Below are 13686 nucleotides of genomic sequence, written 5' to 3'. Positions count from 1 at the left end.
AGCTCGCTCCTACAGGTACCGCTTTTGTAGGAGCGAGCTTGCTCGCGATGAGCCAGAGAGCTCCGCGGGGTGTCAGATTGGGCGCGTTATCGTTGACGACCATCGCGGGCGAGCTCGCTCCCACAGGCACCGCTTTTGTAGGAGCGAGCTTGCTCGCGATGAGCCAGAGAGCGCCGCGGGGTGTCAGATTTGGCGCGTTATCGTTGACGACCATCGCGAGCTCGCTCCTACAGGTACCGCTTTTGTAGGAGCGAGCTTGCTCGCGATCAGCCAGAGAGCTCCGCGGGGTGCCAGATTGGGCGCGTTATCGTTGACGACCATCGCGAGCAGGCTCGCTCCTACAGGTACCGCTTTGTAGGAGCGAGCTTGCTCGCGATGAGCCAGAGAACACCTCGGGGTGTCAGATTGGGCGCGTTATCGTTGACGACCATCGCGAGCGAGCTCGCTCCCACAGGTGCCGCGGTGGTATTGGGTTTGACGGGTATTCACGACATTTTGTGTGGGCTTGTTACTACCATCGTCGAATGGTTCTATAGGCCCGGCCCGGCTACAACAGGGTCATACAAAAACAACTATTCCACCGAGGTAAGAAAGATGAGTGCGGCTTCCCTGTATCCCGTTCGTCCCGAGGTTCTGGCCAACACCCTGACCGACGAGGCGACCTACAAGGCCATGTACCAGCAGTCGGTCGTCAACCCCGACGGCTTCTGGCGCGAGCAAGCCAAGCGCCTCGACTGGATCAAGCCGTTCACCACGGTGAAGCAGACCTCCTTCGACGATCACCATGTCGACATCAAGTGGTTCGCCGACGGCACCCTGAACGTGTCCTACAACTGCCTCGACCGTCATCTGGCCGAGCGCGGCGATCAGGTCGCGATCATCTGGGAAGGCGATGACCCTGCCGAAAGCCGCAACATCACTTACCGCGAGCTGCACGAGCAGGTCTGCAAGTTCGCCAACGCCCTGCGCGGCCAGGACGTGCACCGCGGCGACGTGGTGACGATCTACATGCCGATGATCCCCGAAGCCGTGGTCGCCATGCTGGCCTGTACCCGGATCGGCGCGATCCACTCGGTGGTGTTCGGCGGGTTCTCGCCGGAAGCCCTGGCCGGTCGCATCATCGACTGCAAATCCAAAGTGGTGATCACCGCCGACGAAGGCATTCGTGCCGGCAAGAAGATCCCGCTCAAGGCCAACGTCGACGACGCCCTGACCAACCCGGAAACCAGCAGCATCCAGAAAGTCATCGTGTGCAAGCGCACCGGTGGCGACATCAAGTGGAACCAGCACCGCGACATCTGGTTCGAGGACCTGATGAAAGTGGCCGGCACCGTGTGCGCGCCCAAAGAAATGGGCGCCGAAGAGGCGCTGTTCATCCTCTACACCTCGGGCTCCACCGGCAAGCCGAAGGGCGTGCAGCACACCACCGGCGGCTACCTGCTGTACGCCGCCATGACCCACGAGCGCGTGTTCGACTACCGTCCGGGCGAGATCTACTGGTGCACCGCCGACGTCGGCTGGGTCACCGGCCACAGCTACATCGTCTACGGCCCGCTGGCCAACGGCGCGACCACCCTGCTGTTCGAAGGCGTGCCGAACTACCCGGACATCACCCGGGTGGCGAAGATCGTCGACAAGCACCAGGTCAACATCCTCTACACGGCACCGACCGCGATCCGCGCCATGATGGCCTCGGGCACCGCCGCGGTTGAAGGCGCCGATGGCAGCAGCCTGCGCCTGTTGGGTTCGGTGGGCGAGCCGATCAACCCGGAAGCCTGGGACTGGTACTACAAGAACGTCGGCAAGTCCCGTTGCCCGATCGTCGACACCTGGTGGCAGACCGAAACCGGCGGCAACATGATGAGCCCGCTGCCGGGCGCCCATGCCCTCAAGCCGGGTTCGGCGGCGCGTCCGTTCTTCGGCGTGGTACCGGCCCTGGTGGACAACCTGGGCAACATCATCGAAGGCGAGGCCGAGGGCAACCTGGTGATTCTCGATTCGTGGCCAGGTCAGGCGCGTACGCTGTATGGCGACCACGACCGCTTCGTCGACACCTACTTCAAGACCTTCCGCGGCATGTACTTCACCGGTGACGGCGCCCGTCGCGATGCCGATGGCTACTACTGGATCACCGGCCGGGTGGACGACGTGCTCAACGTCTCCGGGCACCGCATGGGCACCGCCGAGATCGAAAGCGCGATGGTCGCGCACCCGAAAGTCGCCGAAGCGGCGGTGGTCGGTGTGCCGCACGACATCAAGGGACAGGGTATTTATGTCTACGTCACCCTGAAAAACGGCGAGGAGCCGAACGAGCAACTGCGCCTGGAGCTGAAGAACTGGGTGCGCAAGGAGATCGGGCCGATTGCCTCGCCGGATGTGATCCAGTGGGCGCCGGGGCTGCCGAAGACTCGCTCGGGCAAGATCATGCGGCGGATTCTGCGCAAGATTGCTACCGCTGAATATGATGGGTTGGGGGATATCTCCACCCTGGCGGATCCGAGTGTGGTGCAGCATTTGATTGATACGCACAAGACGATGAATGTTGCGTAAGCGGCGATCTTGAGTCATTGAGCCCTGTCAGGTGTTGAGCCTGGTGGGGCTTTTTTGTGCCTGAAGTATTTGTGTCGAATTTGCTCGCGAAGGCAGTTTGTCAGGCAATACAGCAACATCAGCCAATAATTATCGGGTTTCTCTGTCGGCGTTTTCCTACTGTTACCCGAGATCTTTCAGGTTACTGAATGTGTAACCGCATCGCGCCAATGCGGGGCATTGGGAAACGCCCAGCCCCATAGCAGGGGCTAAAAACCACGGATAAAAAATAAGACCCCACGCTGCGCTTGCCGGATTAGAAGGGTTTGCCAATAATAGGCCCGCAATTTGCAATATAGATCGGTTCAATGTCTTTTGCTCTTGCATGATTTTGCAGGGCTGTCAACGTGCTAAAACGACTTTCTCGGTGCTTCTGTAATTAGTTGTCGCATTGAAGAAATATCGGCCTCGGGCCTGTCGTTAGAATGCCGATCACTCGCTCGTCGTTGCCCGTGTTGAAATTTCGCACACGCAATGTAGGACGCAGCACTGCTTTCCGGTTCCACTCATTCGCATATTGGGCTGTCGCTCACTCTGCCGTTTTTGCCCTTTACCGATGGAGTCCCAAGATGAAGAAACTCGTGCTGCTTGGCGCCCTGGCACTGTCCGTGCTGTCGCTGCCATCCTTCGCCGATGAAAAGCCTCTGAAAATTGGTATCGAAGCGGCTTACCCTCCGTTCGCTTCCAAAGCACCGGACGGCAGCATCGTTGGTTTCGACTACGACATCGGCAACGCCTTGTGCGAAGAGATGAAGGTCAAGTGCGTGTGGGTCGAGCAAGAGTTCGACGGCCTGATCCCGGCACTGAAAGTGCGCAAGATCGACGCGATCCTGTCGTCCATGTCGATCACTGAAGATCGCAAGAAGTCCGTGGACTTCACCAACAAGTACTACAACACCCCGGCTCGCCTGGTCATGAAGGCCGGTACCCAGGTCAGCGAAGGCCTGACCGAGCTCAAGGGCAAGAACATCGGCGTACAGCGTGGTTCGATCCACGAGCGTTTCGCCCGCGAAGTCCTGGCCCCGCTGGGTGCCGAGATCAAGCCATACGGCTCGCAGAACGAAATTTACCTCGATGTGGCCGCCGGCCGCCTCGACGGCACCGTGGCAGACGCTACGCTTCTGGATGACGGTTTCCTGAAAACCGACGCCGGTAAAGGTTTCGCCTTCGTCGGCCCAGCGTTCACCGACGTCAAATACTTCGGCGACGGTGTAGGCATCGCGGTGCGCAAGGGCGACAAGGCTGAGCTGGACAAGCTCAACGCCGCCATCGCCGCCATTCGCGAGAACGGCAAGTACAAGCAAATCCAGGACAAGTACTTCGCCTTCGATATCTACGGCAAGTAATACGCCCCGGCGACAAGTCCGAAATGGCGCAAGCAGCAGGATCGCTGAGGTTTGCGCCATTTTTTCATCCCAACTTTCGAGGACCTGAATCATGTTGAAAGGCTACGGGGCTGTCATCCTCGATGGCGCTTGGCTGACGCTTCAGCTCGCCTTGTCGTCCATGGCCATGGCCATCGTTCTGGGCCTGATCGGCGTGGCACTGCGTCTGTCGCCGGTGCGCTGGCTGGCCTGGCTGGGCGACCTGTATTCCACGGTGATCCGCGGTATTCCCGACCTGGTGCTGATCCTGCTGATTTTCTACGGCGGCCAGGACCTGCTCAACCGCGTCGCACCGCTGCTCGGCTTTGACGAGTACATCGACCTGAATCCGTTGGCTGCCGGTATCGGCACCCTGGGCTTCATCTTCGGCGCGTACCTGTCGGAAACCTTCCGGGGTGCGTTCATGGCGATCCCCAAGGGTCAGGCCGAAGCCGGCATGGCGTACGGCATGAGCAGTTTCCAGGTGTTCTTCCGGGTGTTGGTGCCACAGATGATTCGCCTGGCGATTCCGGGCTTCACCAACAACTGGCTGGTATTGACCAAGGCGACCGCGCTGATTTCGGTGGTGGGCCTGCAGGACATGATGTTCAAGGCCAAGCAGGCGGCCGATGCCACCCGCGAGCCTTTCACCTTCTTCCTCGCAGTGGCGGCGATGTACCTGGTGATCACCAGTGTGTCGTTGCTGGCATTGCGTCACCTTGAGAAGCGCTACTCGGTAGGCGTAAGGGCGGCTGATCTATGATCTTCGACTACAACGTCATTTGGGAGGCCTTGCCGCTGTACTTTGGCGGCCTGGTGACCACCCTCAAACTGCTCGCGCTGTCGCTGTTCTTCGGTTTGCTGTGCGCATTGCCGCTGGGCCTGATGCGCGTCTCGAAGAACTCGGTGGTCAACATGTCCGCCTGGCTCTACACCTACGTGATCCGCGGCACGCCGATGCTGGTGCAGCTGTTTCTGATCTACTACGGGTTGGCGCAGTTCGAAGCGGTGCGTGAGAGCTTCCTCTGGCCGTGGCTGTCCAGCGCAACCTTCTGTGCCTGCCTGGCATTCGCGATCAACACCAGCGCCTACACCGCCGAGATCATCGCCGGCAGCCTGCGGGCCACGCCGAACGGCGAGATCGAAGCGGCCAAGGCCATGGGCATGTCGCGGTTCAAGATGTACAAGCGCATCCTGCTGCCGTCGGCCCTGCGCCGGGCGCTGCCGCAGTACAGCAACGAAGTGATCATGATGCTGCAGACCACCAGTCTGGCGTCCATCGTGACCCTGATCGACATCACCGGTGCCGCGCGCACGGTCAATGCCCAGTTCTACCTGCCGTTCGAGGCCTACATCACCGCCGGCGTGTTCTACCTGTGCCTGACCTTCATCCTGGTGAAGCTGTTCAAGATGGCCGAGCGCCGCTGGCTGGGCTACCTGGCCCCGCGGAAGCACTGATATGGAACGCATCGATCATGCTTTACCGTGGAGCCACCTGGGCAGCGAACGCTGGATTTCGGTGTTCCGCTTTGGTAGTGGCGAGCGCAAGGCCTACATCCAGGCGAGCCTGCATGCCGATGAGCTGCCGGGCATGCGCACGGCGTTCGAGCTGAAAAAACGTCTGGCCGAACTCGAAGCCCAGGGCTTGCTCAACGGTGTGGTCGAACTGGTGCCGGTGGCTAATCCACTGGGTCTGGGTCAACTGCTTCAGGGCAATCATCAAGGGCGTTTCGAGGCGGGCAGCGGCAAGAACTTCAACCGCGATTTCGTCGAGTTGAGCGCACCTGTGGCGGCTGCCTTGGCAGAAAGCCTCGGTGACGATCCGCACGCCAACATTCGCCTGATCCGTCAGGCGATGGTCGATCATCTGGCCGCTTTGCCAGAGGCGAGCAGCCAGTTGCAAGGCATGCAGCGCGTTCTGCTCAGCCACGCCTGCACCGCCGATGTGGTGCTGGACCTGCATTGCGACGCCGAAGCGGCGCTGCACATGTACGCTTTGCCGCAACACTGGCCGCAGTGGCGTTCGCTGGCTGCGCACCTGAATGTGCGGGTCGGTTTGCTGGCGGAAGATTCCGGCGGCAGTTCGTTCGACGAAGCCTGTTCGTTGCCGTGGTTGCGCCTGTCGCGTCTGTTCCCGCAGGCGCAGATTCCGCTGGCCTGCCTGGCGACTACCATTGAATTGGGTGGTCAGGCCGACACCGGTCGCGCTGAAGCTTCGGCTTATGCCGAAGGCATTCTGGCGTTCCTCGCCGAGCAAGGCCTGATCGGCGGTGAATGGCCCAAACCTGCGCAAGACCCTTGCGAAGGCCTGCCATTCGAAGGCACTGAATTGTTGTTCGCGCCGCACCCCGGTGTGGTGACGTTCCTGCGTAAGCCCGGTGAGTGGGTTGAAGCAGGCGACGAGATTTTTGAAGTGATCGATCCGTTGGCGGATCGGGTCAGCACGGTGTGTGCTGGTACGTCCGGGGTGCTGTTTGCCATTGAACGGCTGCGTTATGCCCAACCCGGTTTCTGGCTGGCCAAGGTGGCGGGGCGCGAAGCGCTGCGTCACGGGCGCTTGCTCAACGACTGACTGACTGTTTTTGTGAGAACCGACCGCATGTACAAACTTGAAGTCCAAGACCTGCATAAACGCTATGGCAGTCACGAAGTGCTCAAGGGCGTGTCCCTGAAAGCGGCAGCCGGCGATGTGATCAGCATCATCGGCTCCAGTGGCTCCGGCAAAAGTACCTTCCTGCGCTGCATCAACCTGCTGGAGCAGCCGCACGCGGGCAAGATCCTGCTCAACAACGAAGAGTTGAAGCTGGTGGCGAACAAGGACGGCGCGTTGAAAGCCGCCGACCCGAAACAGCTGCAACGCATGCGTTCGCGCCTGTCGATGGTGTTCCAGCATTTCAACCTGTGGTCGCACATGACCGCGCTGGAAAACATCATGGAAGCGCCGGTGCACGTGCTCGGCGTGTCCAAGGCCGAAGCCCGCGAAAAAGCCGAACACTACCTGAACAAGGTCGGCGTGGCCCATCGCAAAGACGCTTACCCGGGCCACATGTCCGGCGGCGAGCAGCAGCGCGTGGCGATTGCCCGTGCACTGGCGATGGAACCTGAGGTGATGCTGTTCGACGAGCCGACCTCGGCCCTCGACCCGGAGCTGGTGGGCGACGTGTTGAAAGTCATGCAGGCCCTGGCCCAGGAAGGCCGGACCATGGTGGTGGTGACCCACGAAATGGGCTTCGCCCGTGAAGTGTCGAACCAGCTGGTGTTCCTGCACAAAGGTGTGGTCGAAGAAAGCGGCAACCCGCGCGAAGTGCTGGTGAACCCGCAATCGGAGCGTCTGCAGCAATTCCTCTCGGGCAGCCTGAAGTAAGCCGAACTCCCGTTGTGCCCCGGGATAGTGCATGCTTCGCAACCTGGAGGCCGGCCCCGATCCCTTGTGGGAGCGGGCTTGCTCGTGAAAACGGTGGGTCAGTTTGCTTCTCTGCCACAGACACACCGCCTTCGCGAGCAAGCCCGCTCCCACATTTGATCCGGGGCGGTTTTGAGATTTGCGCTTATTTACGGGCTAGCATTGGCCCATGCCTTCATCACTGTTCTTCGTTTCGGATTGCCCGCCATGACTGCCCATCGAATTGGTTTCCTGATTTGGCCCAGCACTAAAGCACTGACGCTTGCGCTGGCTGAGGAGGCCTTGCGTGTTGCCCAGCGTGTGCATCCGGACGTGGTTTACGAACTGTCATTCCTGCAGGCCGAAGCCATTACAGACGCCGCGGCCGACAGCGCCTGGCAATTGCCGGGTGAGGCATGGACCGGCAAGCTGGAAAACTTCCAGAAACTGTTCCTGCTCGCTGACGAGCCACCGACCGCACTGGCGCCGGCGCTCAGCAGTGCGCTCAAGCAACTGGTGCGCTCCGGTTGCGTGATCGGCGGTCTGTCGGCCGGTGTGTACCCGTTGGCGCAACTCGGTTTGCTCGATGGTTATCGCGCGGCGGTGCATTGGCGCTGGCAGGATGATTTCGCCGAACGTTTCCCCAAGGTCATCGCCACCAGTCACCTGTTTGACTGGGATCGCGATCGCCTGACCGCGTGCGGCGGCATGTCGGTGCTCGACTTGCTGCTGGCGGTGTTGGCCCGCGACCATGGTGCGGAGCTGGCGGGTGCCGTATCCGAAGAGCTGGTGGTCGAGCGCATCCGCGAGGGCGGCGAGCGCCAGCGTATCCCGTTACAGAACCGCCTCGGCTCCAGCCATCCGAAGCTCACGCAAGCCGTGTTGCTGATGGAGGCCAACATCGAAGAGCCGCTGACCACCGACGAAATCGCCCAGCACGTGTGCGTGTCCCGTCGGCAGTTGGAGCGGATCTTCAAGCAATACCTCAACCGTGTGCCGAGCCAGTACTACCTGGAGCTGCGCCTGAACAAGGCCCGGCAGATGTTGATGCAAACCAGCAAGTCGATCATCCAGATCGGCCTGTCCTGTGGCTTCTCCTCGGGGCCGCATTTCTCCAGCGCCTATCGCAACTTCTTCGGCGCCACGCCGCGGGAAGATCGCAACCAGCGGCGCAGCAGCAGCCCGTTCGAATTGTCATCGGTGCCACCGGAACGCGGGTAGCCGTTACTCAGTCTTCAATGTCGGTGTCGGGCGCCCCGTCCTCCGGCACCGGCATGTCGGCTATCTCGTCGATACCCAGATCATTCTCGGTTGCGCGAAAGTACGCAGCGATGCGTTGCAAGCTTTGCGCATTGAACGGGTTGCCGCTGAAGTCAAAGCTTTCGCCGACACCTGGGTCGACCTCCATGAGTTCGGGCGGCATCTCGGTAATGGCGTTAAAGCTCAGGTCAACGTCGGTCCAGGTCGTGATGCTCAGCACTCCCTTGGGGATTTCAGTGATACCCGTATGGCTCAAGTCCAGTGAAGATATTTCTGTCATGTGGCTAAGGTCAGGGCCTGGACCGAGTGGATTGTCCCGCAGGCTCAAGTAGTCAAGGTGCTCCATGCCCGCCAGGGCCTCTACGGTTTCCGGAGTCAGCGTAATGCCACACTCCGCCAAGCTCAGCACCGATAACCTGCCCATTCTGAAGATGGCTTCGGGAAGGTTGCCCAGTTGGTATCCCCGTATGGTCAGGGTGTCCAGGTTGGTAAAACTGTCCAGGAACCGGCCAAGTCCAGGTGCAATGCCATGGGCGGTCGTCAGGTACATTTCGGGCACATGACTGAAGTCGGCTGACAGCGTCGGCAGGTCACCCATGATTGGCAGGTGTGAGACGAATCCGTATTCACCCACGGCAATGTTTTCGATGGGGATCTGGCGCCAGCAGCGTTCCAGGTTTTGTTTGAATTCGTCTCTTTTTACGTGCTCGGCAAAAATCTCCTCGGCCGTCAGCGGGGCGCCAGTAACGGAATGGGTGTCGGGCACATCGGCCGTCCACCGGCTCAGCTCGATACCGAGTCGGGTGAGTTCGAGCTCGCGACGGGTCAGGTCAGCTCGACCCTCTGCGAGGGTGCCGGGTAAGCGATAGACGAAGTCGCTGGCCTCTTCGTTGTCCAGACTTGGGTAGAGGGCTTTGACGCGATCGATATCGACCTGTTCGGCATGGGCTCCAAAGTCCTTTTCGGTTCGCTGATAGTGACGCTTGATGTGTTCCCGGGTGGTCGGGGACAGAGGGTTGTTGCCAAAATCAAATCCCTCGCTGATGTCGCCGGGCAGATCGAAGAGGGCGGTGGGCAATTCGGTGATCTGGTTGTCATTCAAAATGGCGGTTCGAATGCTCGGGTGATTCACCAGGCCCTCGGGAATGCGGGTAATTGCGGTACCGGAAAGATCGACGTAGTTCAGCTTCGGCATGTTTTCCAGGGAAGGGCACACACCGAGCGGGTTTTTGTACAGGTCGAGCGCAGTCAATTGGTTCAGGGCAGACAGGGTGGCGCGACTCTGCTCTGTGAGGGTCACGGCGCAGTCGCTGAGGATGAGTGTGTCGAGTTGGGGCCATTGGGCAATGGCGTCCGGCAACTGTCCCAGTTCGAAGTTGCGTAGCGCCAGGCGGTTGAGGCTGGAAAACCCCTTCAAAAAATCATTCACACCACGGGTAGCACGATGACCCTCAAGCGTCACGCTGCGCACCTGAGGGAAATCGACGTTCAACTTTGGCAGCTCGCCAACAACCGGCTGGGAAAATTCAAAGGAAACCGGTACGCCATGGGCGCTGTCGTAGGTGGCCTGACGCCGCCAGCAGTCGAGCAATCTGGCTATCATTTGTCGGCGTGCATACCGTTGGCTGGCGAGCTGCTCGATGCTCAAGCGGATTTGCGTGCCCGGAACATACAACGGGATCTCGTCGCACCAGGTGCTCAATTGCTCAATCAATTGCGCGTGTTGATAAAACAGGCGCTGGAGTTCTGCGCGCGGTCCGCCGGGATTGCTTTGCAATCGTGCGGCAAAGGCTTGCAGTTCCTCTGGGCTCAGATGGGGAAACAATCGATAGATGTGGCTTTGTAATGAAGGGGTGTTGGCCGGCATCCAGCGATAACCATCGCCCCCGCCCAGCAAGCGCATCACCGCCGGATCGTAGGCAGGCTTGATATTCGGCCGTTGCGCCAGCAGCGCACGCAGTGCTTCACGAGTGACGGCGTGGGTGCGAATCAGCCGCTTGAGCCTTTCGCCCTCGCCGATGTTGATGTTCAGGGCGATTCGCTCGCTGTCGGGCAGCGCCTGTAACAGGCTGGAATAAAGGGTGTCAGTGCTACTGAGCTGTTCGCCGGCGTCGTCGTAGGCCTGATACGCCCCTTCATCGGTCAACACCAGCACCTTGCGCAAGGGCGCGTCCGGCTCGCCAATACTGTCGATCAGCGGCCCATTGTGGGTGTATTGGCGGATTTCCAGGCGCAGTTGTCCCGACCAGCCAGGCAAGCGTTCCAGGGTGTGCAACGCCAGGCGATCGGTGTCGAGATGGTTGCGCGTCGAGTACAGGTAGAGCCCTTCATAAGCGCGAGTGACGCGCACCTGCAGGCCGGCCTCCTGTGCCAGTTCCGTGAGGCGTTTGGACAATGTTCCACGCTCCAGTTGCTCGCGTTCGGCGGCACTGGCGCTGTCGAGCAGTGCTTCGGCGAGGCTGGTTGGCAAACCGGGTTCGCTGTCGATAATACGCTGGACCAAGGGGCGCGCACCTTGTTCGATTTTGCGGTAGCGCTGGCTGAAGAGGGTTTCCCGTTTGTCGGCGGCAAGCGTTGTCAGGTAGCGGCGCACTGAGCGTGCGTCGGTGCTGTCGAGGTGTTGCAACAGGGTGTTGATCAGGTCGCCATCGTCCAGTTGCGCTAGATTGATCTGCACCACGACCTCGTTGCCCGCGCCGCGCTCCCAGAGGGTTTCTCCTGTTGCATCGACCAGTCGCAGCCCCTTGTCCGCTGGCCAGTCACCGTAGTCGCAGAGCAGTTCCAGTTGCATCAGCGGATCGGCCTTCAGGTAATTGTCCGCACGATTGCTGCCGATTTGATCAATGAAGATCTGCAGGTCCTGATCAATCTTGAAGCGTTTGAGGGTGTCGGCCAGCAGCGGCGGTACCTGTTCGGCGTCGACATGCATCTTGCGCAAGGCGTTTTCGTGACAGCCGCTGATGCTGAGGATGCGCTCGCGCTCGCGCTCGGAAAAACGCTGCATGTCCGGACCGATACGCCGCAGCAGGGTGGCCTGGTCCCAGGTCAGTGGCTGCTCGAGTTCGGTGTGCCAGGCGCCTTTTCCGTTGTGCCTCAGGGTGGGTTGGTAAGCTTCGGGACGCGTGGGGTGCTGGATGCGATGGCGCCCGGTCAGCGGATCTTCGGTCACGGAGTAACGGCGGTTGTCCAGTGTCAGCAGGGTTTTGCCTTGGTGGGTGTGCAGTCCCATCGAGTCGGGTTTCGCGTCGTTGGGGATCGCGACGGTTTGTTCGTAAGGCGTCAGGTCGGGCTGCCAATAGCGGGTTTCGCCATTGGGGCGTTTCACGGCGTTGAAGCGGTCGATGAATTGCACGACTTCCCGGGGCAGGACCGCGCGAAATTCGCTGACGGCGATCATGCCACCTGCCGCGAAAGTGCCCAGTTGCACTGCAGATTCAACCATCCCCATGAAATGCTCGAAGGCTTCGTTGGTCAGGCCTTCTGCCCATTCGACAACACCCTCGAAGGTGTCATCCAGCAGCTGATAGGCCGTGTAAGCCAGCATCAGCTCGCCAAGGAACGGGACGAACGGCAACGCAATGAAGGCTGCGATGTTCAGCAGCGCCGAGGCGATTTCCGTGAAGGAGTCCCATAACGCCCATCGGGCCTTGCGGTCGACCGTGGCCGTCGACACGGCGATCACGCGCGCGTCATTGAGTATCTTGTCGAGTTTGCGTTGATAGAGATGAACCCACAGGTCACCTCTGATTGGCGTTACTGCCATTTGCAGGTCGGGGCGCTGGCTGGGGTTTTCTCTCCAGGTCGGCCGTGGATCGCCAGGTGGGACCGGTTGCCAGGTGATGGGATCGAGGCGGTTGTTCAGCTCGGCGAAGAAGTAGCCGCGGTCTTCATGATTGATAAAACGACTGAAAAACTGTTGATAGTCGGGCGCCCGCAGGCGCTGGCTCAGTTCCTCGGCGAATGCCGCCGATGAGGGGTATTGCTTGATGGGATGTTCAGGGTCGTCAGGAATGTAGGCCACTACCCGGACCTCTTCGCGGGCGCGCTCCAGTCCCGGGGCGAACAGCACGATGCCGGTCAGGCGGGCATTCATGATCGTCAGGTCATGGCATCGCCAGGATTGACCGTGTGCATCGGAGAGCAGGCGAAGGAGCGGCTGATGAACGTCGCTGGTCAGCAGGTTTTGCATCTGCGCCATCTGCAGGGCGACGGTCAGTGCGGTTTTTTGGCTTTCGCGAATTTTCGGTTGCAGGATCGCCGCAGCTACCGGGTTGCTGATGCCAAGGTTGTCGGCCAGGTAACTTTTATAGCGCTCGCCAATGTCGAGCTCGCGGCACAGTTGGGTGAACGCCGTGATGGGCATCGTCGCCAGAATCTGTGGCAGGGTGCTGAAGTGCCCGGTGGAAGAGGGCGCAGTGATGTAAGTCGAGGTGGGTTCAAAAGCGTCGGCTTCGGTTTCGGCGCTTTCGAAGTTGTGCAGCGCAGCGTCCAGCAACGACACGGTCCAGGTGCGCGCGGCTCCGGACTTCAGACGCAACCAGGGGATGTGCGCGGGAATGTAAAGGCGCAGAAAGATTTTACTGACGTCCGCTTCCAGGCCGAATCGTGTCTTGAGTGCGCCCTTGAGCATGGGTTCGGCGAAGGCTGCAGGGTCCAGCAGATTCGCCAGGGCCTGATCGACCCGGTTCTGGCTCGTCGTCTGCCGGGTAATGAGTCGACCGAGTTCGGCGTGCTGATCTTTAGATGCATTCCTGATGGGGGTGGGCAACACCGGCTTGATGTTGCGCAGCGCTTCACGCCGTTTTGGCGTGGTTTGGCGAAGCCAGGGTGGAATGACGTTCATCAGGTGCTGGTAATGCGCGTCGGGCCTGAAAGTCTCAGGGATGTCGGGATTTTCGGTATTCATCGGGATAGGTCCACCCTTGCGGTTGATAGACCGTCAGGAAAACCCGTAATCGAAGTCGACGCGCGGTACATATCTACCGCATTCATGGAATCGGCATGGGCTACGACACAGCGACCTGCCGCAAACGTCCGCCGCCAGTTAAACTGCGCCTTTGCGACCCTATATGTCGCATTGCCGTAAACCCG

General features: G+C 60.3%; 8 protein-coding genes and 1 pseudogene. 7 read left to right on the top strand and 2 right to left on the bottom strand.

Annotated elements, in window-relative coordinates:
• Nucleotides 1–214, bottom strand: a pseudogene (locus tag AC3WN7_RS25070) (hypothetical protein); the annotation flags it as partial.
• A gap of 380 nt (nucleotides 215–594) precedes the next feature.
• On the opposite strand from AC3WN7_RS25070, the gene acs reads away from it, so the two are divergent.
• The 7 genes from acs (at nucleotide 595) to argR (ending at nucleotide 8556) form a co-directional block, all read left to right on the top strand.
• Nucleotides 595–2550, top strand: a complete 1956-nt coding sequence (gene acs, locus AC3WN7_RS25065) for an acetate--CoA ligase (protein ID WP_492575399.1) — start codon at nucleotides 595–597, stop codon at nucleotides 2548–2550.
• A gap of 608 nt (nucleotides 2551–3158) precedes the next feature.
• Nucleotides 3159–3935, top strand: coding sequence for an ABC transporter substrate-binding protein (locus tag AC3WN7_RS25060; RefSeq protein WP_008049550.1), 777 nt, complete (start codon nucleotides 3159–3161; stop codon nucleotides 3933–3935).
• A 91-nt stretch (nucleotides 3936–4026) separates the two neighbouring features.
• On the top strand, nucleotides 4027–4716 hold the full coding sequence (locus AC3WN7_RS25055) for an ABC transporter permease (protein ID WP_015096506.1): 690 nt from the start codon (nucleotides 4027–4029) through the stop codon (nucleotides 4714–4716).
• Entirely contained in the window at nucleotides 4713–5411 is a 699-nt protein-coding gene (locus AC3WN7_RS25050) for an ABC transporter permease (protein WP_007971009.1), read from the top strand. Before AC3WN7_RS25055 ends, AC3WN7_RS25050 begins: the two co-directional genes overlap by 4 nt.
• Before the next feature lies 1 nt (nucleotide 5412).
• Nucleotides 5413–6525, top strand: coding sequence for a M14 family metallopeptidase (locus AC3WN7_RS25045; RefSeq protein ID WP_102675419.1), 1113 nt, complete (start codon nucleotides 5413–5415; stop codon nucleotides 6523–6525).
• A 27-nt stretch (nucleotides 6526–6552) separates the two neighbouring features.
• Nucleotides 6553–7317 carry an ABC transporter ATP-binding protein gene (locus tag AC3WN7_RS25040; protein ID WP_007971015.1) on the top strand — a complete coding sequence of 255 codons (765 nt, stop codon included), beginning with the start codon at nucleotides 6553–6555 and terminating at the stop codon, nucleotides 7315–7317.
• A 246-nt stretch (nucleotides 7318–7563) separates the two neighbouring features.
• A complete protein-coding gene (gene argR, locus AC3WN7_RS25035) occupies nucleotides 7564–8556 on the top strand; it encodes a transcriptional regulator ArgR (protein ID WP_007971017.1) in 993 nt (330 codons plus the stop codon).
• A gap of 7 nt (nucleotides 8557–8563) precedes the next feature.
• Here argR and AC3WN7_RS25030 read toward each other — a convergent pair whose 3' ends face one another.
• Nucleotides 8564–13501: a dermonecrotic toxin domain-containing protein gene (locus tag AC3WN7_RS25030; RefSeq protein ID WP_102675420.1), complete on the bottom strand. Its 4938-nt coding sequence runs from the start codon at nucleotides 13499–13501 to the stop codon at nucleotides 8564–8566.
• Nucleotides 13502–13686 lie beyond the last annotated feature (185 nt).

It is taken from the genome of Pseudomonas sp. FW305-70, from assembly GCF_058783925.1.
Note: the sequence above shows the minus strand (reverse complement) of the source record. Positions and strands in the feature narration are given on the sequence as shown.

Coding starts and splice junctions, on each gene's coding strand:
- acs (WP_492575399.1), top strand. CDS start 595: ATGAGTGCGGCTTCCCTGTATCCCGTTCGTCCCGAGGTTCTGGCCAAC.
- AC3WN7_RS25060 (WP_008049550.1), top strand. CDS start 3,159: ATGAAGAAACTCGTGCTGCTTGGCGCCCTGGCACTGTCCGTGCTGTCG.
- AC3WN7_RS25055 (WP_015096506.1), top strand. CDS start 4,027: ATGTTGAAAGGCTACGGGGCTGTCATCCTCGATGGCGCTTGGCTGACG.
- AC3WN7_RS25050 (WP_007971009.1), top strand. CDS start 4,713: ATGATCTTCGACTACAACGTCATTTGGGAGGCCTTGCCGCTGTACTTT.
- AC3WN7_RS25045 (WP_102675419.1), top strand. CDS start 5,413: ATGGAACGCATCGATCATGCTTTACCGTGGAGCCACCTGGGCAGCGAA.
- AC3WN7_RS25040 (WP_007971015.1), top strand. CDS start 6,553: ATGTACAAACTTGAAGTCCAAGACCTGCATAAACGCTATGGCAGTCAC.
- argR (WP_007971017.1), top strand. CDS start 7,564: ATGACTGCCCATCGAATTGGTTTCCTGATTTGGCCCAGCACTAAAGCA.
- AC3WN7_RS25030 (WP_102675420.1), bottom strand. CDS start 13,501: ATGAATACCGAAAATCCCGACATCCCTGAGACTTTCAGGCCCGACGCG.